This window comes from Streptomyces qinglanensis (genome assembly GCF_900111245.1).
Taxonomy (GTDB): domain Bacteria; phylum Actinomycetota; class Actinomycetes; order Streptomycetales; family Streptomycetaceae; genus Streptomyces; species Streptomyces qinglanensis.
Genome location: NZ_FOGO01000018.1, coordinates 114,361 through 138,743, shown reverse-complemented (window position 1 = coordinate 138,743; position 24,383 = coordinate 114,361). Strand labels below are relative to the sequence as shown.

Sequence of the window (24,383 nt, the reverse complement as noted above, 5' to 3'; positions counted from 1 at the left end):
GGCCGCACGGCCCCCGCCCGAACCGCGTGCATCCGCCGGCCGCCCGCCGTGCGGCCCTCCGGTGGACGTGCCGCACCCGTCCTTCCGGGGGCACGAGGAGTGGCCGAATGACAGCGCCGAGTCAGATACATCCTGTACCGGACGGGGGCGGGACCGCTATGGTGAGGGCCCGTCATACACATTGCGGAAAGAAGCGAGAGGAGGAATTCCGTGCCCTATCGAGAGACATGCTGGAACGCCGCAGATCCCTCCCGGATCGGCGTACACCGTGACCGGCGAGAAGCTGCTGGAGAGGCCGGATCCTCCAGCTTCTCCGCGCGAGGAGCAGTCTTCCTTTCGTTGTGAATCGCAGAGTGCACGCCCGGCCCGTGTGCGGTAAGGCGAGCGCGATGTATCTCGATCTCATGGAAGCCCTCGGCACATTCTTCGGCGGTCTCGGCGCCTTTCTCGCCGCCACGACCCAACTGCTGAACACCTTGCAGAAGAAGGGCAAGGAGGAGGAGCGGGGCGCCGGCAGCGGCAACGACGCACCGGTCGGCTGGGAAATCCCCCCGGCACTGACCCTCCACCTGGCCACCGCGGCCTGACCCGCTCCCCCTGACCTCGCCCTCGGGAGACGCCACTCCGCACCACGCGTCCCTCGGGCCGGCCCCACTGCGGTCGGCATCCAGGCCGGGCCGGGCAGCCATGTCAGGCCGCAGGCACCTCACTCCGGCGTTGCCGGGCACCGCACGCGCAGCGCACGCAACGCATCCGCACGGGGGAGGAGCCCTCCCGCTCCTCCCCCTGTTGCCGAAAGCCCCGAGGCCGAACGGCGGACCTCGGATGTCCGACCCCACATGCCCCACGCCTCCCGCGCACCCAACACACCCCACGTCGAACGCGAAAACCTCCGCACCGATCCAGCCTCAGTCCGAGAACTGGTCACAGAATGGCCACCTCTCACCCAAGTTCTCCACAGGGTGCACCGCAGAGCACTACGGTCACTCCACCCGAAACACCCTTGGGGGACGAGATGACCAATCCGTACACCGCTCCCATACCTCCGGCTCCCCGCCCGCCCGACACCCGCCCGCTCCACAAGCGGGTTCTCGTATGGGTCGGAGGAGTGGCCCTCTTCGTCGCAGGTGTGGGCATCGGTGCCACCGGCGAGGACGGACAGCAGCCGGTCGGCGACGAGGCGAAGCCCGCGACGACTGTCACCGCGACCCGGACGGCAACACCCGACCCCGCGCCCACGGTCACCGAGACCGTCAAGGCCAAGGCGAAACCCCGCCCCACGGTGACCGTCACCACGACCGCAGCCGCGAAAGCGGCCGACGACGGAAACGACGGAAACGGCGGAACCGGCGGCAACAGCAGCAGCGACAGCAACAGCGGCCAGGACAGCTCGGGCACCTGCTCGATCGTCTCCAGCTCCGGAAACTGCTACTCGGCAGGGCAGTTCTGCCGCAACAGCGACCACGGCGCCACCACCTCCACCGCGAGCGGCCGGGCCATCAAGTGCGCCTCCAGCTCGGGTTCCTGGCGCTGGACGTACAACTGACGTCGACTCAGTCCACCACGGACACGGCGTCACGGTCGTCGCCTGGCTCGCCCCGCTCGGCCCGCTCGCCCCGCTCGGCCCGCTCACTCCGCTCGCCCGGCTCGGCGCATACGGGCGGGCCGGTCCGGCGCAGGACGAGAAGCGCGACGAGGACCGCGGCGGCCAACAGCCCTGCGCCGAGGCGCAGGCCGAGCGCGTACCCCGCATCGAGCGCCTCGGGGGTGACGGCCTCGCCGGTGCGGTGCTGAGCCGCGGTGCCCAGTACGGCCAGTCCGAGGGAGGCACCGATCTGCCGGGAACTGTTGAGCAGGCCGGACGCGGTACCGACCTCATGCGCAGCCACCCCAGCGGTGGCGGTGGAGACGACGGGCCCCAGGCAGATTCCGAAGCCGGCACCGGCGACGACCGACGGCCCCAGGACATCGGTGACGAAGGCGCCGTCGGCGCTGATCAGGCCGAACCAGGCGAACCCGGACGCGGTCAGCGTCCCGCCGGCGACCAGCAGGGTGCGGGGCGCGACGCGGTAGCCGAGGGCGATGGCGAGCACCGACCCGGCGATCACCGCGAGGGCGAAGGGCAGGAACATCACCCCGGTCAGCGCCGGACCGTTCCCGAGGACCTGCTGGAGGTAGAGGGAGACGAAGTAGAAGGACGCCGCCATCGCCGCACCCACCAGGAGGTTGTAGGCGTTTGCACCCGCGACCGCCCGGTTGGCGAACAGGCCCAGCCGGACCAACGGTTCGCGTGCCGTGGTCCGCTCGACGTGGACGAACACCGCCAGCAGCACGACGGCGGCCGCCAGCGTCGCCAGGGTGACCGGTGAGCCCCAGGCGTACCGGTCGGTCCGGACGATGCCGAACACGAGCAGCGTCGTTCCCGCCGTCACCAGGACGGCACCGGGCACGTCCGGACGGCCGCGGGAGAGCGGCGCGCTGTCGGCGACGCCGCGCCAGGCCAGGGCCAGCGCGCAGGCGGCCATCGGCACATTCACGAACATCACCCAGCGCCAGTCGGCGTACTCGGTGAGCAGCCCGCCCAGCAGCACACCCATGGCGCCGCCCGCGGCGTTCATCGCACTCCACACACCGAAGGCCCGGACCCGCGCCCGGCCCTCGGGGAACGTCTCGGCCAGCACCGCCAGCGCTGCCGGTGCCAGCGCGGCGGCCCCGACACCCTGCACGGCCCGGGCGGCGACGAGGTGACCGGGCGCCTGGGCGAGACCCCCGGCCAGCGAGGCGAGACCGAACAGGCACAGCCCGAGCAGCAGGACCCGCTTGCGGCCGTACCGGTCGGCGGCCCTGCCGCCCAGGAGGAGCAGCCCGCCGAAGGTGAGGGCGTAGGCGTGGATGACCCAGGTCAGGCCCGCCGCGCCGAAGCCGAGCCCCTCGGCGATCTCCGGGAGTCCGACGTTCACGACCGACAGGTCCAGCGACACCATGAACTGCACGACGGCCACTGCGGCAAGCGTCAGTCCGGGGCGGGCGGTTGGGCTCTTCGTCATCGCATTCTTCTCCGTTCCCGGCGGGGGCTCACGGTGGACGGCTCGACTTTTCGAACGTGTTCCGAAAGTAGCACCGAACCGTCCGCCACGCACGCGAAGGGCTCCGGGAGCAGCAAGACTCCGCAGGCGGCGACGAGCCGCCGCGCTCGGCGCGGCATGGGCGGGACGGCCTCGTCCACGGCAGAGGCGCCGCCCTCGTCCCGGCAAGCGGGACGGCATGATGGGGCGATGCCCCGACCGCCCGAACCGTCCGAGCCGACCGGCCCACACACGTCGCCCGGGACACGCGAGATGCCTGATGCGCGTGAGACGTCCGACGCGCGTGAGACGTCCGACGCACGTGAGACGCTCGCACCGAAACCGCAGGACGGGGCCGCTCGCACCGGCAGTCGCACCGGCAGTCGCACGGGCCCCGCCGGGGACACCGGACGCAGCGGACACACCGGCCGTACCGGCCGCCCGCGGCTGACCTCCCGCGCGGAGATCCTGGCGGCGGCCCGCCGGCTCATCGACCGCGACGGGTGGGAGAAACTGACCATCCGCCGCCTGGCCGCCGAACTCGGCATCGGCGCGACGACCCTGTACCACCACATCCGGAGCAAGGACGAACTCCTCGTCCTCCTGCTCAATCACCACGTCGACCAGATCGCACATCCGCAGCTCCCCGACGACCCGCGCGACCGCGTCGTCGCGGCCGCCACCGCCCTGCACGACGCCCTCGCCGACTGGCCCTGGGCCGCCGAGATCCTCACCGCCGACGGGTTCGTCGGCCTGCTCGACGCATCGGCCCTGTGGATGGTCGAGGCCGTCGTCGCCGGGGCCGAGGACTGCGGCTGCACACCCGACCAGGCCGTCGACGTCTTCCGCGACCTCTGGTACTACACCGTCGGCGAGATCCTCGTCCGCGCCCACTCCGCGCGCCGACCGGCCGAGGGCACACACCCCGCCCCCCGCGGCGCCTCCTTCAGCGACCTCGACGCCACCCAGGTACCCCGCCTCGCCGCCATCGGCGACCGGTGGCCAGAGCTTGCCGCACGCGACACCTACCCCCGGGGACTCCGCGCCTTCGCCGACGCGCTCCTCCCCCACGCCCCGCCCACCGCACCCCGAACCACCGACTGACCCCGCGCACCCAGCCGGCACCCGCAGCACAGAACACGCGCACACGACGAGCGACAACGCGCCGCCGCGACGCCCCTCGCATGCGGGAAGCTCCTCGAATGCGCGACGCTTCCGCTGCCGAACGCGGATGAACCCGCCCGCGACGGGTACGGCGTCGCACACAACGGCAACCGCCCGAGGCCGAGAATCCGGACCGGGCGCCGCCGACGGTCCGCATGCACACCGCCGGGGGGCGACATGGACGAGCGCAACTTCCTGCGCGAACGGCTTCGCTGGGCACTCCGCGCAGGCGGCGCCCTCACGGCGTTCTGCGTCGTAGGGGCGGCGCTGTCCGCCCTGTTCGGTGCTCCGGACGTGGTGTCCTGGCCCCTGGCGGCGGGTGCGGCCGCCGTCGGCTGGCGCGGCGGCAACCAACTGATGCAGCGCTACGAAGGCCGCCGGTGACGCGGTAGCAACAGGCCGGAGCCGAACCGGCCGCCCCGCAGCCGAGCTGCGGGCGCTCCCCCGAAAAAGCGGTGGAGCGGGACCCCGGGGTGCCGCTACCGTGCTACCGCCCTTGTCGCCTCACCGAGGACGTGGCCTTGTACACCAAGTGAGACCCCCCGAGTGCTGATCTGTCGCGCGTCGCGCCTGTGCGCCGCGCTGCTTTCCGCTGCGGACTTCTCACTGAAACCGGTGTACTGCTGTGCAAACGACCTGGGTGGTCGTTCCCACCCGCCTGCCCGAAATCCTCCGCCGTTGTCATGTCTGCGCCTCCGAGCGCTTCCGGACCAGCGGCAAATTCCGCGTCAACGCGAACCACAAGCTCCTCGACGCCTGGCTCCTCGCCCTGTGCACCGGCTGCGGGGAGACCACCAAGCTCACCGTGCTGGAGCGGACCAACGTCCGCTCCATCCGCCCCGAACTGCTGGACCGCCTGCACGGCAACGACCCCGGCCTGGCAGCCGAACTGCTCCAGGACCCGACCGTACGGCGCCGCAACCGCATCGCCCTCGACTGGCGCAGCGCCTGGCAACTGGAGACCGCCGGACCGACATCGCCGGACACCGGGGACGTGCCGGGAAAGAGGGCACCGGCAGACGAGACGGCGGCCGTGCCGGAAGGCGAGACGCTCGAAGTCTCGGTCCGCTTCGCGGCGCGGATACCCGTCCGCCCGGTGCGCCTGATCGCTGACGGCTTCGGCCTCTCGCGGGCCGAGGTGGAGCGACTGATCGTCGAGGGGAACCTCGTCTCGACGGTCCGCCTGAGCGGCAAGGTCTCCGCCGACTTCACCTTCACGTTCAAACGCTGAACCAGGCCCTACCGGGTAGGTCCGGCCCGCCGCGGCGGGCCGGACCTACCCGGACTCCATGATCGACTTGAGCCGCACGAGATCGGCGGCAACGGTGTCGGCATCCCGCTCGAAGTCGGCATCGCTCATCTCCGGCCGCCGGCGCAACGTGAACACCACCTCGCTCCCCGCGCCATGGACGATCACGCGCACCGGGTTGTAGACGGTCTGCCCCGAAGGCAACGTCACATCGTGATCCAGCACGCCCAACTCATTACGCGGCGCGAAGTCGACCACCACCCGCCCCATCGGCGACGACTCCGCGACCCACCCCTCGTCCCCCTGCTCGACGGAATCCCCCAGCCCATGGGCCCACACGGGCAGATTCACCGGGTTCGACGCATAGGCATAGACCTCGCCGAGGGGCCGATCGATGTAGACGCTCACATGGCGTGATGCGGTGACTTCGCTGCTCATGGAACGACGGTAGCCCTCCGCCCACGCCTCTCTCTTGAACGAATCGGCCGTTCCCCCGCACCGGTCCCACGTCCTCCGGGTCGCCGTCAACCGGGTCGCCGTCCGCCGCGTCCCGGTGCTCCGCGACATCACAGACGTAAAGAAACCAGCGAAGCACCGCGCCAAGCCCACCAACCTTCCGTAACCCACAGGAGTGAAGAGAGTGAACTCGGCTCGCTTTCCTGCCCGTTCGCTGGCATAGGCTCCAGTCGAGCACCCGCTCCATCCGTACGACGTCGAAACGGCGGCCGCACGAGAAACCGCACGTCAACCGCACGACGACCGCACGACGACCGCACGACGACCGCACACATGCAACGGCCCCCGGCCGGGACGGCAATCCCGATCGAGGGCCTGACCACCGAGGAAGAAGAGACCTTCCCCATGGCTGTTCAGCAGCTTAACGCGGCTGCGCCCGCGCGCCCGCCCTCTCGCCCGTATCGACGTTGCACCTCCGCCAAGACCGCACCGGCCCCGGCCCGGCCCGGCGTCGTCCACATCAAGTACCGGCACCGCGAGCGCTTCACAGTCGTCGGCAACCATCTGGCCCAGCACCGCGAGCTGTCCCTCCTGGCGATCGGACTCGCGGTGCACATCCAGTCCGTGCCGGACGGCACCCGCGTGGACATCAAGTCGCTCACCGCGCGCTTCCCCGAGGGCGAAGCCCGTATCGCGGCCGCCCTGCGGGAGCTGGAGGCGTACGGCTATCTGACGCGGACCACGCGGCGCGCACCCGGCGGGCGGCTCGTCACGCACACCGTGTCCTACGACAACCCGGGGGCGCCCCAGCGCCGCCCCCATGCTGCACCCCGCGTAACGGAGGAGCCCCGGCCCACGGCCGCCCCCCGGGCCGTACCCCCGCCGCCGCCCGCACCACCCCAGGCAACCCCCGCACCACCCCAGCCACCGAAGCCCACATCTCTCCCGGCACCGAAACCACCCCTCCCGGAACCGCGCACCCCCGACCCCGTACGGCACGGCACCGCGGCCGCGCTTCTCGCCGGGCTCCGCCGGGACGACGACCGTCTGCTGCTCTCCGAGCGGGACGTGGCCCGCCTCACCCCCGCCGTCGGCGCCTGGTTGGAGCGCGGCACCGGACCGGAGGCCGTCCGCCGCACCCTCACGGCGCACCTCCCCGCCGGGCCGCTCCGCCGTCCGGCCGCCCTCATCTCCCACCGCCTCACCGTCCAGCTCCCGGCGCCGCTGCCCGAGGCCCCGCCCCCGGACCGCCGCCCGGACCCGTTCCAGGAGTGCCCCAAATGCGAGCTCCCCTTCCGCGCCCCTCGCCCGGGCCGATGCCGGGACTGCCGCGGCGGGGCGTCATAGCGAACCGCGCGACGGACGTCGCCGCTAAGGTGAAGGGGCTGGTCTCCGGTCACCGCAGAGAGGAGCGAATGCCGTGACGATCACCCCGCATCACACTGATCACGACTCTTTCCAGTACCAGGCGATGCGCGACATCGTGCGCCGCATGAGCGACGGGGTGCCCGGCAAGCTGGAGATCACGAAGGAAGGCATCGTCCACGACATGATGGCACCAGGAGGGCCGCACGAGCTGACAGCAGCCCGCATCAGCCGTCGGCTGGAGAAGGTGATGCCGGACGAACTGCTGGCACACACGGGTACGCCGGACGTCGAGGACGTGGCAGAGGGCGTACTGCGGCACCCGGACGTCATGGTGATCGCCGAGGCCGACATGGAAGTGGAGGGCTCCTTCGACCCCCGTTCCGTCCTGGCCGCCATCGAGGTCGTCTCGCGCTCCAACCCGGACAACGACTGGACGAGCAAGATGCGGGACTATCCGCTGCTCGGCATCCCGATCTATGTGATCTTCGATCCCCGAACCGGTGAAGGCGCGGTCTTCTCCGACATCCACACCACCCCCGCGGGATCCCGCTACGCCACCCGCAAGGACTTCCTCTACGGGGAGGCGGTCACGATCGGCGAGTGGACCATCTCCACGGACGGACTCCCCCGCTACGCGCCCTGACCGCACGGGAGAGCTGGAGACGCTGACCGGACACCCCGTGCGGCACCGCTATACCCCACACGGCGGACCAGAATCCCCGCTGGACCACGCCGTCGCGAAGGAGCCGCGACCTATGGCAACGGAGGTGTCACCGTCGTGTGGCCGCCCGGTGCCACGCGGATGGATGAAGACCCGGCTCACCAACCCACCAGTGCGCACTCGCCGCGGCACGCCGGCGTCGGGCCCCCGGGCTGACAACGAGCAGCTCGCACGGTGCTGCCGGTATGAGTCGGACCGGCAACTTTCCGTTCACAGCGTGCAGGCAGTACCTGCATCAGGTGCCTGCGGTGCTCCTTGGAGACTCACGCACCGGCCCCCTGTGCAGTGACAGTCGTTGACGCCATCGTTTTCGTCACAACTGCCATCAGCTCGGTCGCGGGGTCCCTGGCACAGAGCGAAGGCGGACGGCTATGCGTCGTCGATCAGCGTGCCTTGATGGAAGTACAGACGCCATCCGACGGCCGTGAGGCGCCACAAGGAACTGCGTCGAGCTCGGCGGCCCCGGTTGTCCGAGACGTATGTGAGGTGAACTGCGCCTGGTGCAAGCAGCGTCGCCTGCATGTCGCTGGTCACGATGCGGTGCATCGGTGAGCCCGCAGGAGGTGCAACAGCACCCAGAATCGACACTCGATCCCACCGCCGGCCCGAGGCTCCGAACTCGACGAATGCCGGATGCAGGAGTTCGGCTACGAGTGCTGGTGACGCGCGGACCTCGGGTTCCAGGAGCCGTAGCTCGCTCTCGACAGCGGCCCGTACCGACTGTTCCTCGTCAGGCATGGGAAAGAGCCCAGTCATCGACTGACCACGCGCCGGGGCTCAAGATCAGGCGGCAACAGGCATTCATTTCGGGAGGATGGCACAGCACCTCGCGTCCGAGCTCCTACGAGCGGGTGGCCTGATGTCTTCGGGGGTGACGATGGCATTGAAGCGGCCAGGCGCCGCACCCCTGACATGGCGGCCGTCCTGGAGATCAGGGACTGATCGGTCCGCAGCCTGATGGAGTTCCGCGACGGTCCGGATCTCCGCTTCAGCGGGTTGCCGCTCGAGAGAGGGAACGTTCCGACCTCGCCGCAGAAGAAGCTGACTCTCCGCTGCAGTCTTCTGTCCCTACTGGCCACGGGCCGGTTGGTTGGCGATCAGCAAGGTCGTGCCCGCCGGACGGAACCCCAGGCGCGCGTAGATGCGGGCGACTGCCTCTTCTGCGTAGGCGAGGATGATGGTCCGCACGCCGTGATCGCGGGCGTGGGCGACCAGGGCTGCCATGACGGCAGCACCGAGGCCCTGGCGGCGAGCGACGGGAAGGGTACCGATCCCGCCTATCTCGGTGGCGTTCTCCGCGGGGTGATAGTGCCCGGCGGCAAGCGGGGTGCCGTCTGGGGTGAAGGCGGCGACGAGGACTTTGTGTCCGGCCCGGAGCGAGGGCTGGAACGTCGCCACCGTGCCGCCCGCAGTGATGCGTTCGGCCGCTTCCTCCAGTTCCGCGCGGCCAGCGGGACCCACAGCCGTGCCCTCGTCCGCGAACGCCAACTCGGGAAGGGCGAGTACGGCCGGCAGCGCCGGATCGTCGGCGTCCAGAGACCGGACAGTGACTCCACGGGGGACGGGCTGCGGGAGCATCTGATGCTGTGGGTCGAGGACCATCAGCGGACGTTCGGCCACGGGGAGCCCCGCTTCCACGAGGCGACCGCGTAGGGACGGCGTCGACTCGGCCAGCCACTCGAAGCATTCCGGCACGTCGAGTTCACGTTGGCGAGCACGGACCAGGGCGATGTCCTCAGCGGTGGGCGCCGCGGCCCCCGTGATCGGGCGGGCGTGGTTCGGACCGCCGTAGTACAGGCCGTCCGCTTCCTTGCGGACGAAGAGACACAACCTGCCGAACGTTTCCACCTTCGAGAACAGCAGCGGGACGGTCGCGTAGTACCGCTCGATACGGTCACGCAGAGAGGTTTCATCCATGCAGCGCATCCCACCACAGAGAGCTGATGCACCGCCCCTGAAGAACCTCGCGCCGTGGCTGTAGCGGTCCCGCACGCCGGACCAGCACCAGCACGATGCGGGGCGGCCTCGGAGGCCGGACCGTAGGCGGGTCTACCGCACCGCAACTCGCCCACAGCCACGCCGACCCGCAGGATTCCGGACACCAGCGCATCCACCGCTGCAAGGTCAGGCCCTGAGGCGGGCCCTCTCCCGAATCGTCCGCCTGGGACCGACGGCACCTCGCCGGCCGGATGCCGAGGCAGGTCCGCGGTCGTAGCGGAGCACCAGGATTGCCCAACCAGCGGACTAGTAGGCTCTCCACCGGCCAGAGTGTGGGCCGGGAGGGGATTCGTTGTCGCATGGCTGCTCTGCCCATATCCGCGCATCCGGACACGGGCCGCGGGAAGGGCCCGTACACGGTGCTGGGAACTCTCGACGGGGAAGACGAATCGGGTGCGTGCGGGATACCTGTCCCAGAGCGCCGGTTCATCGCTCGCAGCGCGGACGGCCACCATACGATGCTGGTCAGTGTGCCGCTGCCGGGTACCGACACCGACCGATTCCTGGCTGAGGCCACCGCGTCCCGCCATCTGCTGGGCCCCTGGGCGTCCCCGGCCGCCGAACTCGCCGCGGATGGCACCGATTCCTGGCACGCACGCCCCTATCTGCCCGCACTCTCGCTGCCCGCAGCGCTCAGGGCGCACAACGGGCCGTTGCCCGAACGCACCGTGAGGGCCCTTGGTGCCGCGCTGCTGGTGACTCTTGTGGTCGGACACGGACAGGGGCTCGCCCATGCGGGCGTATCGCCCGGTGCCGTCCTGCTAGGGGTCCGCGGCCCCCGTTTGACCTGTTTCGGTGCCGTGCGAGCCGCTGCCGAGGACGGTACTCCGCGCTCGGGCCTGCCAGGTCTCGAATCCGGGAGCCTGCCACCGGAACAGGCCGACGGAGGACGACCGCGGCCGCTGGGTGACCTCTACGCGCTCGGCGCGACCCTCGCCTACGCCGCTACCGGGCACACCGTTCCCGAGCGTCGGGAGATCCCGCCGTCATTGCGCGATATTCTGACCCGCTGTCTGGCCCGGGACCCGGCGAACCGGCCCGCACCGGCCGAGTTGCTCGACGTCCTCAGCCCACTGCCGGACACCGGAGGCAGCGCGGCGGCCGACGGCATCCCGGCGGCCGAGCCCTCCGACGCCGTCTCCGTGCAGGAGCGAGCGGCAGTCCTGCTCACTTCGGACTGGCTCCCCGGCAGCCTGGTGGCGGCGTTGGCCCGCCAATCGGCCAGGGTCCTGACCACGAGCCTTCCGAACCGGCCCGCCGACCCCCGAGGCTGAAGCATCGATGCTCTCTCCGCTCCACCACGACGACCCCGAGGCATTCGGCCCGTACCAACTCATTGCCAGGCTCGGCAGCGGCGGTATGGGTACCGTCTACATGGCACGTTCACCGGACGGCCGGACCCTCGCGCTCAAGACACTGCACGCTCGGATCGCCCACGACGCCGACTTCCGCACCCGCTTCCGGCTGGAAGCAGACGCCGCCCGGGTCATCGGCGGTGAGCACGGCGCCCGGGTCTTCGACGCCGATCCACGCGCCGAGACTCCCTGGTTCGCCGCCGAGTACCTGATCGGCCCGCAGCTCGGCGAAGCGGTGGAAGTCGCCGGACCACTGCCGGAGGCATCCGTGCGACGGCTGGGTACGGCACTGTGCGCAGCGCTGGGCCAACTGCACCACTCCGACGTGGTGCACCGCGACCTGAAGCCCTCCAACATTGTGATCACCGCGGAGGGGCCGAAGGTGATCGACTTCGGTATCGCGCGCGCTCTCGGAGACGACCGGCTCACCCGCGCCGGCAGCCAGATCGGCACGCCCGCGTTCATGTCCCCTGAGCAGGCCGGCGGCCTGCACCACGGCTGGGCGGGCGATGTGTTCGGCCTCGCTGCGGTGCTGGTATTCGCCGCCACCGGGCACGGCCCCTTCGGTGACGGGCAGGCTGCCGAGCTCATCTACCGGGTCCGCTACACAGCGCCCGACCTCGACGGTGTTCCCGACGCGCTCGTGCCCGTTCTCGCCCGCGCGCTGGCCAAGGACCCGGCCGAGCGTCCCACCACTGCCGAGCTGCGGGATCAGCTGCACGAAGGAGGTGGGGAGTTCGCGGACGACCTGCCCGGCGCTGTGCTGCAGCAGATCGGCGCACGGGCGGAGGACATCTGGCACGTACAGCACGAACGGCTACCGGCGCCGGTGATGGAGGGGGCGACAGGACCCCCACCGCAGGCACCCCCGGGGACTGGCAAACTCTCCCGACGGCAACTGCTGTTCGCAGGGGGCGCCTCCATACTCGGCCTCGCGGGGGCAGGCGGAGGGGCCTGGGCGCTGTTCGTCCGAGGCGGTGGGCCGGCCCCGGCGCCGTACCACAAACCGACGCCCGGACCCTCCGTCTCGCCGCTGCCCAAGAAGAAGCTCGACTCACTGTGGCAGGTTCAGCTCGGTGGCCCGTTGGGATACGAGTCCCCGGCCAGTCCGATAGTGATCGATGGTCTGGCCATCCTGCCGTCCAGAAGGGCCTACGGCGTCGACACCGCCTCCGGCACAGTGCGCTGGACCACCCGCATCGCGCGGTCCTGGCACCTGGCCTCGGACGGCAAGCACGTCCTCCACGTCGTGAATCACGAGCAACCGCCCGGCGTGACTCGGGGCCTGGCCCGGCTCGACCTGGCCTCCGGCAAGGACCGCAAAGAGATCGACCTGCGCGATCCGAGCGGCAAGCTCTTCTCCGTACAGCTCCTGGGTGTCTCCGACGGCATCGCCTACCTGGCCGTTCTGCGACGGCACAAGACGAAGCTGTACGAGCGCGAGATGCCCTGGCACGTGACCGCGTTGAACCTCGACAGCGGTGACGAACGCTGGTACGAGCCGATTCCGTTCCACCCGGCGGAGTCCGACGACCTGCACTTCCTGGCCGCCAAAGTCGCCGGGAACCGGCTGGTGGCCCTGCAGCACATGAACGACGACACGGTACGGGTCAACGCACGCGACCTCCGCACCGGAAAGACCGTCTGGGACCAGCCTTTGAAGGGTGTGGAGCCGGATCAGGCACGCCATCCGCTGACGAGCGACGACAAGCACCTCTACCTGGGTGTCGGCCGGCTGCGGGCGCTGCGTCTGAGCGACGGCAAACCCAGCTGGGAACGGTCAGGCCGCTATGGCCCGCCGGCTCTGAAGGACGGGAAGCTCTACGTCGTGGAGGAGGGAAGCGGACTCCGTTGTGTGGCAGCCGACAACGGGAAGCACCGCTGGACGCAGCGCGACTCCTACGGTTCGCGTGCTGCCTTGACCTCCCGCCCCGTCGTCGGCACCAAGTACGCCTACGCCAAGAGCACGGCCGACGGTGTGCTGCGCGCGGTGAGCCTCACTTCGCACACCACGCATCACCAGTACCGAACCACCGGGACGCGCTTCTTCGCCGACGAGCGCAACAAGGTGATCATCGCCTCGGACGACCATTTCCTGGCCGCCTTCCCCCTTCGCTGACCCGACAGCCGCCCCCGACCCGTATCGGAGTGCTCTCGAATGACCCCTCTCGGCACCGGTGACCCGATCCGACTCGGGCCCTACCGACTGCTCGGTGTGCTCGGAGAAGGAGGGATGGGGAAGGTCTACCTCGGGGTGGACAGGACAGGAACGGCCGCAGCGGTCAAAGTGCTGCGCCCCGAAGTGGTCGACGAGGCCGACCTCAACCGGCGATTCATCCGAGAGGCCCAGGCAGCGCGGGCCGTGACCAGTACAGGGGTCGCGGCCGTGCTGGGAGCGCAGACCGAAGGCGGACGACTGTGGATCGCCACCGAGTTCCTTGCGGGACCGACTCTGGAACAGGCGGTCGAGGCGCACGGCCCGTTCGAGGAGCGGGCCGTACGGGCGATCGCGGCCTCGATCGCCCGTACGCTCTGCGACATCCACGCCGCCGGCCTGATCCACCGTGACCTCAAGCCCGCCAACATCGTGCTGACGTCGAACGGTCCGCGAATCATCGACTTCGGCATCGCCCGCCCACAGCACGGTCTGACGCTCACCCCCACCGGGCAGGTCCCGATCACCCCCGGCTACAGCGCCCCGGAACAGGCGCTCGGCCACCGGGTCACGCCGGCTGTCGACGTCTTCTCCCTCGGTGCGGTGCTGGTCCAGACGGCGGGCGGCCGCCCTCCCTTCGACGCCACCAACATCGCTGCGCTGCTGTACAAGGTCGTCCACGACGAGCCGGACCTGAGCACCGTGCCCGAGGCGCTGCTTCCGCTCATCACGCCGCTCCTGGCCAAGGAGCCGACGGCCCGGCCCGCGCCGGCCGGGATCGCCGTCGCCTGCGCCCCGCCCCGGGGTGCCGAACGCTGCTGGCGGCGCGGCCCCCTGGCCGAGGAGATCAAGAAGCGCGAGAGCCATGTCCGAGCACTGACGGCGCCCGGACCCTCCGAGGCCGACCGCGGGCTGAGCCGCCGCCGGATGGTCACAGGGCTGGCGGGGGGCGGCACACTCCTGGCAGCGGGTGGAGGTGCGGCCTTCACCTTGTGGTCTCGCGAACGGTCCGAGGCGAAGGAGAAGGACCTGTTCGCCTTTCCTCCCGCTGCCCGTACGCCCAAGGCGAAGGTCCTCGACCGGGACGACGGAGACTTCGTCGTCGGTGGCTCGCCCAAGGCCCTGTGGGGTCCGCTCTACATAGCCGAGGGCACACCGGCCGTGCTTCCGGTCCGGGACGTCCTCGTCTTCGGCCACCGTGACGGCGGGATCGCCGCGTGCAACGTCGTGGACGGCAAACAGCGGTGGGTACACCGGGACATCCGTCCCAAGAGCCGCTACCTGTCCCTCTCCGACCGGCTGATCGCGGCCGTCGACGAGGCGGGAACGCTGCGGACCTTCATCGCCGCCACCGGGGAGCCCCGTTGGAGCGCCCCTGTGGGAGCAAGCGCCTTGCTCGCCGCCGACGAGGACACGGTCTACCTCCGTACGAAGGATCACCGGCTGTGTGCCGTCGCCCGGTCGAACGCCCGGGTCCGCTGGAGCAGAAAGTTCCCCGAGGGCTTCAACGGCACTCTCGCCCCGCCGGGTGCCGCCGCCCACGAACGACTCGTCGTCTCCACCGACAAGGGCGACATACTGGCCTTCGACACGACGGACGGCCGTCTGGTGTGGAAAGTGCGCAAGCAATGGGACAGCCTGGTCCGGCCTGCGATCCGGAAGAGCATCGTGCTTCTCAACGGAACGACTCTCACAGCACGGCGGCTGCAGGACGGCAAGGAACTCTGGACGATCCGGGACAAGACCTCTTACGACAGGCCGTTCAGTCCCGCCACGATCACCGACGACGAGACCGTGTACGCCGTCAATGAGCCCTTGCTCTTCAAGTTGCGCAGCACCGACGGGAGCAAGATCTGGAGCGGCCGGGGAATGGTCAGCGGAGGTCTTCCCACCCTGGTCCAGGGCAACGGCGTCTGGGGCATCGACACAGAGCTGGAGGGCGAGGTCATCACCGTCGACAAGACGGACGGCTCCATCCTGTGGCGGTACGACATCCCCCTGGCGCAGAATGCGTGGCAGGTGGCCGACGGCAACCGGGTCTTCATCATGACCGACCGCTCGGTGTATGCCCTGCCCGTGTGCTGACACTCCGCACCTCGCCAAGAGACGGAGAGCAGGCCGAATACGTCCTGCAGGAGTGAGACCCGGCCCAACTCATCCGGCAGGGAACGTGCCGTCGACCAGTCGAGGGCCAGTTCACGTTCCTTGCCCCACGGTCGGTCACCTGCCCATCAGGCATTCGCCATGCCCTCACCCCCGCCGTTCCGGGCATGGATGTGGTCCTTCACTATCGGCTCGGAGCGCCCGGGGATCCTGGATCCCCCTCGCGCATCTTCTCAGTGATCCGGCCCTGCGCCTGGTCGGGCGCCGTCGTGCGCCTGGCCGTGTTCGTCCTCACGGGCGTCCAGCGGCCTGCCGAATCACAGCGGCCGGAGCCAAACGCTTCTTGACGGACGGCTGGGTTGCTGGGCGGTTCTGCGCGCTGGAGGCAGGGCCGACGCGAACGGGGCGGAGGCAGGAACGGGCGGCGGCCCCGGTCCGCCAGAGTGCGCGGGGCCGCTCCAGCGGCCCGCCTTGATCCGGGTGACCACGGACATCTGCACCCCCGTACGCCTCGACGAGCAGCGCGACGCCATCGGGCGACTGGGGAATGCCCTCAGCGGAGACGACGGCCCCGCCGATTCGTGGTCCGCTAGGACGGCTGCCGTCAAAACTGCCGTCATCGACACCGCAGAGGCCCCGCATCGATCATGATGCGGGGCCTCTGACCTGCGGAGCCGCCTGTCGGATTCGAACCGACGACCTTCTGTTTACAAGCTGTGGACAGCTCGGACATGTACGGTCGGAACGGTCAGGTGTGCGACGACTACGCGGGCCTGCGTCCGCCAACGGTCGGCATCGTTGCTGTACTCCGCTGCTGTACTGCAACGGCTCCGGAGGGCGCATGAGGACAAGGCGTTGCGGCAACTCAGCGGCTTGTCTGGGGGCAAGAGCCAGGCTTCTGGCCACAGGTGGTCCACTGGAGAGGGGTTTCTCAGCGTCCCGGAGGAGTGCTGGAGTCCACCGCCGCCCACCAACATGATGCGAAGCAATGGCGCTGCCGTACCTCTCGGCCCTGTGTCATTCGTGCCAGTACCTGTTCACTGTGCGTGGTCAGGCCCACTATGCTCGGGGAAGATCCGGTGGCCCTGGGCCGCTCGTGGGTCAACCACGAGCCTTGGGTTGCATGGATGCAATGTCCGCTTGGGAGAAAGTGGGGGGCCTGTGTCCTCATCTCGTATGGCCTCGATGAAAGACGCCTTGGTGAGCTTTGCTGAAAGCCTGACAGCGACATGGGCCCTGAATATCCCAGGCCAGCAAGAAGACCAACTTAAGTCCCCTACCACGACGCTGCTGGTGAAGGCTGGAACAGCCTACGGGCGTACTGTTGCGACTAAGACGGAGTCCGTTGTCTCTGGACTCGGCGGTCGGCCCGATATTGGTCTGGCAGTTAAGGGCTTGCTTTGTGGGCATATTGAACTGAAGGCGCCGGGCACGGGAGCCCGTACCAGCAAGTTCAAGGGCGACAACAAGAAGCAGTGGGAAAAATTCAAGTCACTGCCGAACGTGGTTTACACGGATGGCAATGAATGGGCACTTTACCGTACTGGCCAACTGGTAGGTAAGGTTGTTCGGTTTACAGGGGACGTTACGTCGGATGGGCGTAACGCTATCAGTGACGACAATGTAACCCAATACAGTGAACTAATTCGCAACTTCCTGACGTGGGATCCAGTCGTTCCCGATTCCCCTCGTGGACTCGCAGAGGAGCTAGCTCCTCTCTGTAAATATCTGCGTACGGATGTGCTTTCTTCGCTAGCCATCCCGGGATCTGCAATGTCGATACTGGCTGAGGAATGGCGTAGGTTCCTCTTCGGTGACGCGGATGATCTCCAGTTCGCGGACGCGTACGCCCAGACACTGACTTATGCGATGCTGCTTGCGCGTCTCGAGGGCGTAACCGACCTGCGGCGGGACGCCGCTGATGCTTTGGACAAAGGGCACGGTCTGCTTGCCCAGGTCCTGAGAGTGCTGGCTCAGCCGGATGCGCGCAAAGAGATTGAGGTGCCGCTGGACCTCCTCGAGCGTACGATCGCGGCTGTGGATCCTGAGGCTGTTAGTCGGCACGGTGACCCCTGGATTTACTTCTATGAAGATTTTCTGGCTGCCTACGACGAGAAATTGCGCAAAAATCGCGGAGTTTACTACACTCCTGCGCAAGTTGTAGGCTGCCAAGTAAACCTTGTCACGGACCTTCTCATCAGTAAGTTTGGTAAGCCTCTTGGAATGGCTGACGATGACGTCACGGTGTTGGATCCAGCAGTGGGGACAGGAGCTTACCCGCTCGCGGCCTTCCGCCGCAGCCTCGAACTGGTTGAGAACGCTTACGGCGGGGGTGCTGTAGGCGCCCGGGCCACTAAGGCCGCAAAGAACCTACATGGGTTCGAGTTGCTCGTCGGCCCCTATGCTGTTGCGCACCTTAGGCTCGCGGAGCAAATTATTTCGGCAGGGGGTGAACTGCCGGCAGATGGAGCCCATATTTACCTGACGGATACTCTCGAGTCGCCTTGTGAGCCTGAGGGGCAATTGTCACTCGATTTGTTGCACCGCCGTCTGGCGGAGGAACACAAGCGGGCTCGGAAGGTCAAGTCGAGTGCTCCCGTTCTTGCTTGCATTGGCAATCCGCCCTATTACCGGCAGACCATAAGCTCAGATGATGTGGGAGTGGAACGTCAAGGCGGATGGGTGCGATTCGGGGACCACGGGGATGACGGGATCCTTGCTGACTTCGTCAATCCGGCCATTGAGGTCGGCATGGGTGGTCATGTCAAGAATCTCTATAATCTGTATGTGTACTTCTGGCGCTGGGCTCTGTGGAAGGTGCTGGAGTCGACGGACGAACCCGGCATCGTCAGCTTCATCACGGCCTCCTCCTATCTTCGCGGTCCGGGTTTCGTCGGAATGCGTGAGACGATGAGGAAGGCTTTCGATGAGCTCTGGATTATTGACCTGGAGGGAGACAACCTCGGGGCCCGTAAGACCGAGAACGTGTTCGCCATCCAGAATCCTGTGGCCATTGCGGTCGGTGTTCGTTACGGGACTCCCAAGCCTGACCAGCCGGCCACTGTCTGGTATGCGCGTATCACAGGAACGCGTCAAGAGAAGCTTACGCGACTCGGTGACGTGAAGACGTTTGATGATATGTCCTGGCAGCGATGCTTCGAAAGTTGGCACGAACCCTTTCTCCCGGAGCAGTCTGGTGACTACTTTGCCTGGCCTCTGTTGACCGATGTTTTCCCTTGGCAGCATTCAGGGGTCCAGTTCAAGCGAACCTGGCCGATCGCTCCAGACACCCATACTCTAGGGCGCCGCTGGCAGACATTGACCAGCGCCCCTGACGAAAGAAAGGCGGATCTGTTCGTAGTCCGACCTGCCCGCAACCTTGACCGAGCGTATTCACGAGTCCTTGGCATGGATCCCGAGAACATGCCACCTGCTCTTCCAGTGCTGAGGAATGCGCGTCCGCAGGATGAGCCAACTACTGTCCGATATGGCTACAGAACTCTCGACAGGCAATTCGCCTTCGCGGATAGCAGGCTAGCTGACCGGCCGCGTGCGGATTTGTGGCGCGTCCACTCTGACAAGCAGGTGTACATGACGAGCCTGCTAACGGGTGTTCTCGGGCTAGGGCCCGCTGCGAGCGTCACGGCGTACGTTCCTGACCTTCACCATTTCCGAGGGTCCTTTGGCGGGAAGGACGTCATTCCACTCTGGCGCGACGCAGCGGGGACCGAGGCCAACACCAACCCAGCACTGGTACAGAAGCTGTCTAGCCTGTTCAGCCAAGAAGTGACAGGGGAGGACATTTTCGCTTACTGCTATGCGGTTTTGTCCTCTCCCTCCTATGTTGATCAGTTCAGCGAAGAATTGGTACTGCCGGGCCCTCGCATTCCGATCACCAAAAATGTTTACCTATTCACACAGGCGGTGGAAATCGGGTGGCAGCTAATTTCCCTACAGACTTTCGGAGAAAGGTCTGCTGAATCGGGCGCACGTGTGAGTATTCCGCAAGGGGGAGCCAGGTGCGTCAAGGCGGTTCCCGGTGATCCCGCTGGTTATCCGGACGAGGTGTTCTACGACCGGCAAAGCCGAGTACTCCACGTGGGAACCGGAAAATTTGCTCCCGTGGCGCCAGAAGTATGGGACTTCTCAGTCAGTGGCTTCGAGCCGGTGCAATCGTGGGTAGCGTACCGCCTCGCCGAGGGTGCCGGTCGACGCAGTTCTTCGCTGGATGGCATTAGGCCGGAGCGCTGGACGGCTGAGATGACTGAGGAACTGCTCAGAGTGCTATGGATTGTGGAGCGCACCTTGCAGTTGCAGCCAAAGCTGATTGCCATGCTCGACGAAATTGTCAATGGCGAGACGGTCGGGCATGAAGAAATGTCGCAACCGGCTGAAATCTTGCGGGAGCCAGTGCCTGAGGTTAAGCGTGTAGCTCATGTGCAGGGCACCTTTGACGAGTGAGTGTGTCGAAAGGAGATAGGTCGGCGGAGCGGCTTTGGGCTGGAGGTGCTTCGGCGCGAGCGATCATGGCCTCGTAAGCTTCCGGCGCGTCGGGCAGTCTGTGGACCTGCCCGGTAAAGCACGACGTTGGGGCCATGATCTTCGAGGCTCGCGCCAAAGTGGCTGCCTAAAGCCGTGGAGCCGACCGCCCCAGCCACGATGTACCCCTTCTCTGACGTTAGACGGCTGATTGCGGTGCGCGCGGCACGGGCGCCGGCCGGGCTGGAGCTGGGCGGAGACAGGAGCGCAGGCCCGGCCGGTGCCCGGGCCGCGCGCGGCCCGCGTGAGCGGGCCGCCTTGAAGTCGTAGAGAAAGTTGTTACGCACGCGCTTCGGGTGCTGGTGTCTTGTCTCGGTTGATGCTTGACGTTGTGGCTTCACCTGATGCTTGACACCGCTTGTCTCGGCTTTGCTGTGCGCGTCGTATCCGCGTGCAGGGAGGGCAGGGGCCGTGCTGGTGGAGCTGAGCGTGGTCGAGCAGAGATACCGGGCTGTCCTGGCAGTGCTCGCCGGTGCGACGGTGACGGAGGTGGCCGCCCAGGGGAGAACTTCAGCTCGGTTCCGCCGATGTCGGCGACGTGGGGGTTCAGTGTTGAGCACGAAAGTCTTCGTAGCCACGGGTGGCTCCTGTGTGCCCGTGCGGTCGCCCGGCCAAAACCAGGGGCGTACCGGCAGGGTAAACCAGCGCCAAAGCCTCCGGGACTGGGACCTTGTGGTTGGGCTTCACCTCACGCGGGTCTCACATGAGGCACGATCTGAGTATGGATCTGCAAGGAATCGGGGCCATAGCGGCTGCTGCGGTGACTGCTGTTGGTATCCCCGCCGCTCTGCTGGTGGGGCGGTGGCAAACGCGCGCCGCTATCCGCAACGCTGAGGAAACGGGACGTTCCGGAATCGCTCAAGCGGAAGCCACCTACAAGGTGGGGGTCTGATGCACGATCGGGTGACATCTGAACTGGCTTGCCCTGCGCAAGGACGCCAAGCGCCGTCCCGAGCGGCAGCGCTGCTGCGCCAAGGGCGAGTGCTGCGAGCAGTATCCGAGCGGGCGGGTCGTCCAGATCGCCCGAGACACCCTCCGCGCGGCTCTGAGTCAGGCCGTGATCGAGGAGGAGATCCCACGCAACGTCGCCAAGCTCGTACGGGTCCCCAAGCCGCGACGCCGGAAGGTCAAGGCGTGGTCCGTCGGGGAAGCCAGCCGCCTCCTGGAACACGCCGTCACCTCGGACGACCCGCTGTACGCCGCGTGGGTCCTGGCGCTCACCCTCGGGCTCCGTCGCGGTGAGATCCTCGGCCTCACGTGGGAGTCCATCGACTTCGACACCGGAGAGCTGTACATCGACCACCAACTACAGCGTGCGGGCCGTGAGGTCCTGCACCGGGAGACGAAGACGGAGGACTCGGAGGACTTCCTCCCCCTGCCGGAGCTCTGCCTCGCAGCGCTACGGCAGCGTCGCCAGCATCAACAGGAGGACCGAGAAGCGGCCGGAGAGCTCTGGCAGGACATGCATGGGCTGATCTTCACCACTCGCTACGGGACGCCGATCGAGCCCGGCAACCTCACCCGGGCCTTCGCCGTCCGCATCCGCCAAGCCGGCGTCCGCGCAATCCCGCTCCGGAACACCCGGCACACCACCGGTTCGCTGCTCGTCGCCATGAAGGTGCACCCCAAGGTGGCGCAGCGGATCTTGCGGCACTCCAAGTTCACGATGACCTTCGACGTGTACTCGGAGGCCAGTGACGAGGAGATCCGCGAAGCACTGCAACGGCTCTCCCGCGGCTTCGGCCAGAGCCCGCCGGACGACCCCGAGGAGTCCGACGAGGACTCGTAGCGGCCCGTAACGATCATCCCGGTTGCTGTACTTCGCTGCTGTACGGCACCACAGAGGCCCGCCCCGGAACCCCGGGACGGGCCTCTGACCTGCGGAGCCGCCTGTCGGATTCGAACCGACGACCTTCTGTTTACAAGACAGATGCTCTAACCAGCTGAGCTAAGGCGGCGGGGGTGCGTCGCTCGTGCAGTGTACCTGGGAGAGGGATCGTGATGCTTGCGACTACTGACAAACGGGCGTGCAGCGGCTAGCGTCTCGCCAGGTCCACGCAGTGGACTACACCTCCCTTTACGACGGATCGTCCGGCACGTACCTGCCGGTGAAGGAGAAGCGAACATGGCCACGGTCACCTATGACCAGGCGACCCGGGTGTACCCGGGCGCCGACACCCCCGCCGTCGACAAGCTCGACATCGAGATCGCGGACGGGGAGTTCCTCGTTCTCGTCGGTCCCTCCGGCTGCGGCAAGTCCACCTCGCTGCGGATGCTCGCCGGCCTGGAGGACGTGAACGAGGGCAACATACGCATCGGCGAGCGCGACGTGACCCACCTTCCGCCGAAGGACCGGGACATCGCGATGGTGTTCCAGAACTACGCGCTCTACCCGCACATGACCGTGGCCGACAACATGGGCTTCGCGCTCAAGATCGCGGGCGTGGCGAAGACCGAGATCCGCAAGAAGGTCGAGGACGCGGCCAAGATCCTCGACCTGACCAAGTACCTGGACCGCAAGCCCAAGGCGCTCTCCGGCGGTCAGCGGCAGCGGGTCGCGATGGGCCGGGCCATCGTCCGGGAGCCGCAGGTCTTCCTGATGGACGAGCCGCTCTCCAACCTGGACGCGAAGCTCCGCGTCCAGACCCGTACCGAGATCGCGAGCCTCCAGCGGCGCCTCGGCATCACCACCGTGTACGTCACCCACGACCAGGTCGAGGCCCTGACCATGGGCGACCGGGTGGCCGTGCTCAAGGACGGGCTGCTCCAGCAGGTCGACAGCCCGCGCAACATGTACGACCGTCCCGCCAACCTGTTCGTCGCGGGCTTCATCGGCTCCCCCGCCATGAACCTGGTCGAGGTCCCGATCACCGACGGCGGCGTCAAGTTCGGCAACAGCGTGGTGCCGGTCGAGCGCGAGGCCGTCAGCTCCGCCGCGGACAAGGGCGACAAGACCGTCACGGTCGGTGTCCGTCCCGAGCACTTCGAGATCGTCGACGGCGAGGGCGGCGGCAAGGGCCTCGCCAAGGGCGAGCACGCCGGTGTTCCCGTCACGGTGAACGTCGTCGAGGAGCTGGGCGCCGACGGCTACGTCTACGGCACCGCCGACATCGGCGGCGAGCAGCGCGACCTGGTGGTCCGGGTGCCCGGCCGCAGCGTTCCGGAGAAGGGCTCCACCATCCACGTGGTGCCGCAGGGCGGCGAGGCCCACGTCTTCGCCACCTCGTCCGGCGAGCGCCTCAGCGACTGAGCGCCTCAGCACCTCGACGACTGAGCCGGCTCAGCGACTGAGCGGCTCAGCGACTGAGCGGCTCAGCGACTGAGCGGCTCAGCTCCTGAGCCACTGACGCGGCAGCAGCCCGCGGGCCGTCCGCCCGCGGGCTCGCTGTCCGGGACCCGGGCGTGGGGGCATCCCGCGTCCGCGGGATCCGGTTCCCCGCCTCGGGCAGGCGCTTCGCCCTGTACGGGGCCGGTGTCGTGCCGGGTTCCTGCAGCGTTCGGCCTGTCGGTCCGTGTGGGCCAGGCTCCTGCCCGTATCCTCGTCCCGTCGTGCTCGGCACTTCCCTGCGGGGTCGGCCGTACGGACCGCGTCGGCCTCCGGCGTCATCTCGCCGCCGGATTGTTCCCTCTCCCGTGCGACATTTCTTCGAACAAGCCGGGTTCCCGTCCCTCGAAGTGGTGACAAAATGTCGCCAAATCACCACCCCCCGCTACCATCGCGGGCGTGAACCATGCAGCCCGCCGTATCGGCCGATCCCTCGCACTCGTACTCCCGGTCGTGCTCGTCCTGTCCGGGACCCTCGCCGTCACGTATGTTCCGTGGGCATCCGCGCCCGCGGACGCACCGGTTCTCGCCTCCTCGGCACACAAGGCGTCGGCGGACACTGCCTCGACGCCCGCCGGGCCGGCGACCCGCCACACGCCGGAGCACCAGCTCCGGGACCGGCTCATCGCCGAACTCCAGGAGCAGGACCCCGGGGTGGCGCTGAACAGCCTCCAGCGCGCCATCACCCGCAAGCCGTCGCTCGCCCGCCACTGCGCCTCGATCGCCCGGGCGCTGGGGAAGGCCGCCGTCCACAAGTACGGGGCCCAGCGCGCGCAGCGGTTCTCGCGGCCGGTGTGCGACACCTCGTTCGCCTACGGGGTCGCGCAGTTGAGCTGACGCCGCGAGAGCTCCGGATGCGCCGGACCGGGGCGTGACAACCGGGGT

General features: G+C 68.0%; 17 protein-coding genes, 1 tRNA gene and 1 pseudogene. 14 read left to right on the top strand and 5 right to left on the bottom strand.

The features are described 5' to 3' along the window. The first annotated feature begins 389 nt into the window (after positions 1-389). The gene (locus tag BMX65_RS28720; protein WP_027761532.1) at positions 390-587 is read left to right on the top strand and encodes a hypothetical protein; all 198 of its coding nucleotides are present in this window, start codon (positions 390-392) and stop codon (positions 585-587) included. A gap of 428 nt (positions 588-1,015) precedes the next feature. Next, positions 1,016-1,546 (top strand): hypothetical protein, encoded by a 531-nt coding sequence (locus tag BMX65_RS28715; RefSeq protein WP_075003272.1) that lies wholly within the window; start codon positions 1,016-1,018, stop codon positions 1,544-1,546. A gap of 7 nt (positions 1,547-1,553) precedes the next feature. Here the strand turns inward: BMX65_RS28715 and BMX65_RS28710 are convergent, their stop codons facing one another. Further along, positions 1,554-3,047, bottom strand: a complete 1,494-nt coding sequence (locus BMX65_RS28710; RefSeq protein ID WP_079172129.1) for an MFS transporter — start codon at positions 3,045-3,047, stop codon at positions 1,554-1,556. 291 nt (positions 3,048-3,338) lie between these two features. Between BMX65_RS28710 and BMX65_RS28705 the strand changes: the two genes are divergently transcribed. The 3 genes from BMX65_RS28705 (at position 3,339) to BMX65_RS28695 (ending at position 5,460) form a co-directional block, all read left to right on the top strand. Beyond that, positions 3,339-4,169, top strand: a complete 831-nt coding sequence (locus BMX65_RS28705; RefSeq protein WP_177214370.1) for a TetR/AcrR family transcriptional regulator — start codon at positions 3,339-3,341, stop codon at positions 4,167-4,169. A 237-nt stretch (positions 4,170-4,406) separates the two neighbouring features. Next, the gene (locus BMX65_RS28700) at positions 4,407-4,613 is read left to right on the top strand and encodes a hypothetical protein (RefSeq protein ID WP_075003271.1); all 207 of its coding nucleotides are present in this window, start codon (positions 4,407-4,409) and stop codon (positions 4,611-4,613) included. Positions 4,614-4,854: 241 nt separating this feature from the next. Further along, a complete protein-coding gene (locus tag BMX65_RS28695; RefSeq protein WP_107437606.1) occupies positions 4,855-5,460 on the top strand; it encodes a DUF1062 domain-containing protein in 606 nt (201 codons plus the stop codon). A gap of 45 nt (positions 5,461-5,505) precedes the next feature. Here BMX65_RS28695 and BMX65_RS28690 read toward each other — a convergent pair whose 3' ends face one another. After that, entirely contained in the window at positions 5,506-5,916 is a 411-nt protein-coding gene (locus BMX65_RS28690) for a polyketide cyclase (RefSeq protein ID WP_075003306.1), read from the bottom strand. Positions 5,917-6,339: 423 nt separating this feature from the next. Here BMX65_RS28690 and BMX65_RS28685 point away from each other — a divergent pair, with 423 nt between their 5' ends. Together BMX65_RS28685 and BMX65_RS28680 are read left to right on the top strand one after the other, a co-directional pair. Beyond that, on the top strand, positions 6,340-7,281 hold the full coding sequence (locus tag BMX65_RS28685) for a hypothetical protein (protein ID WP_075003305.1): 942 nt from the start codon (positions 6,340-6,342) through the stop codon (positions 7,279-7,281). Between the two features lie 73 nt (positions 7,282-7,354). Then, on the top strand, positions 7,355-7,945 hold the full coding sequence (locus BMX65_RS28680) for a Uma2 family endonuclease (RefSeq protein ID WP_075003269.1): 591 nt from the start codon (positions 7,355-7,357) through the stop codon (positions 7,943-7,945). Between the two features lie 447 nt (positions 7,946-8,392). Here the strand turns inward: BMX65_RS28680 and BMX65_RS28675 are convergent, their stop codons facing one another. Together BMX65_RS28675 and BMX65_RS28670 are read right to left on the bottom strand one after the other, a co-directional pair. Next, positions 8,393-8,761 (bottom strand): nuclear transport factor 2 family protein, encoded by a 369-nt coding sequence (locus tag BMX65_RS28675; RefSeq protein WP_075003304.1) that lies wholly within the window; start codon positions 8,759-8,761, stop codon positions 8,393-8,395. Positions 8,762-9,091: 330 nt separating this feature from the next. Further along, the gene (locus tag BMX65_RS28670; protein WP_075003303.1) at positions 9,092-9,940 is read right to left on the bottom strand and encodes a GNAT family N-acetyltransferase; all 849 of its coding nucleotides are present in this window, start codon (positions 9,938-9,940) and stop codon (positions 9,092-9,094) included. A 539-nt stretch (positions 9,941-10,479) separates the two neighbouring features. On the opposite strand from BMX65_RS28670, the gene BMX65_RS28665 reads away from it, so the two are divergent. From BMX65_RS28665 to BMX65_RS28640, 5 genes and pseudogenes are all read left to right on the top strand, one after another. After that, positions 10,480-11,295, top strand: coding sequence for a protein kinase family protein (locus BMX65_RS28665; protein ID WP_338068969.1), 816 nt, complete (start codon positions 10,480-10,482; stop codon positions 11,293-11,295). Positions 11,296-11,302: 7 nt separating this feature from the next. Beyond that, a complete protein-coding gene (locus tag BMX65_RS28660; RefSeq protein WP_075003267.1) occupies positions 11,303-13,495 on the top strand; it encodes a protein kinase domain-containing protein in 2,193 nt (730 codons plus the stop codon). A 39-nt stretch (positions 13,496-13,534) separates the two neighbouring features. After that, complete coding sequence (locus tag BMX65_RS28655) at positions 13,535-15,616, top strand: serine/threonine-protein kinase (RefSeq protein ID WP_075003266.1); 2,082 nt, start codon at positions 13,535-13,537, stop codon at positions 15,614-15,616. Between the two features lie 1,194 nt (positions 15,617-16,810). Next, the gene (locus tag BMX65_RS28645) at positions 16,811-20,095 is read left to right on the top strand and encodes a type ISP restriction/modification enzyme (RefSeq protein WP_075003264.1); all 3,285 of its coding nucleotides are present in this window, start codon (positions 16,811-16,813) and stop codon (positions 20,093-20,095) included. A 1,009-nt stretch (positions 20,096-21,104) separates the two neighbouring features. Further along, a pseudogene (locus tag BMX65_RS28640) lies at positions 21,105-21,962 on the top strand (tyrosine-type recombinase/integrase); the annotation flags it as partial. 95 nt (positions 21,963-22,057) lie between these two features. Here the strand turns inward: BMX65_RS28640 and BMX65_RS28635 are convergent. Next, a tRNA-Thr gene (locus tag BMX65_RS28635) sits at positions 22,058-22,131 on the bottom strand. A gap of 167 nt (positions 22,132-22,298) precedes the next feature. Here BMX65_RS28635 and BMX65_RS28630 point away from each other — a divergent pair. Beyond that, on the top strand, positions 22,299-23,423 hold the full coding sequence (locus tag BMX65_RS28630; RefSeq protein WP_075003263.1) for an ABC transporter ATP-binding protein: 1,125 nt from the start codon (positions 22,299-22,301) through the stop codon (positions 23,421-23,423). Between the two features lie 474 nt (positions 23,424-23,897). Next, the gene (locus tag BMX65_RS28625; RefSeq protein ID WP_075003262.1) at positions 23,898-24,335 is read left to right on the top strand and encodes a hypothetical protein; all 438 of its coding nucleotides are present in this window, start codon (positions 23,898-23,900) and stop codon (positions 24,333-24,335) included. Positions 24,336-24,383 lie beyond the last annotated feature (48 nt).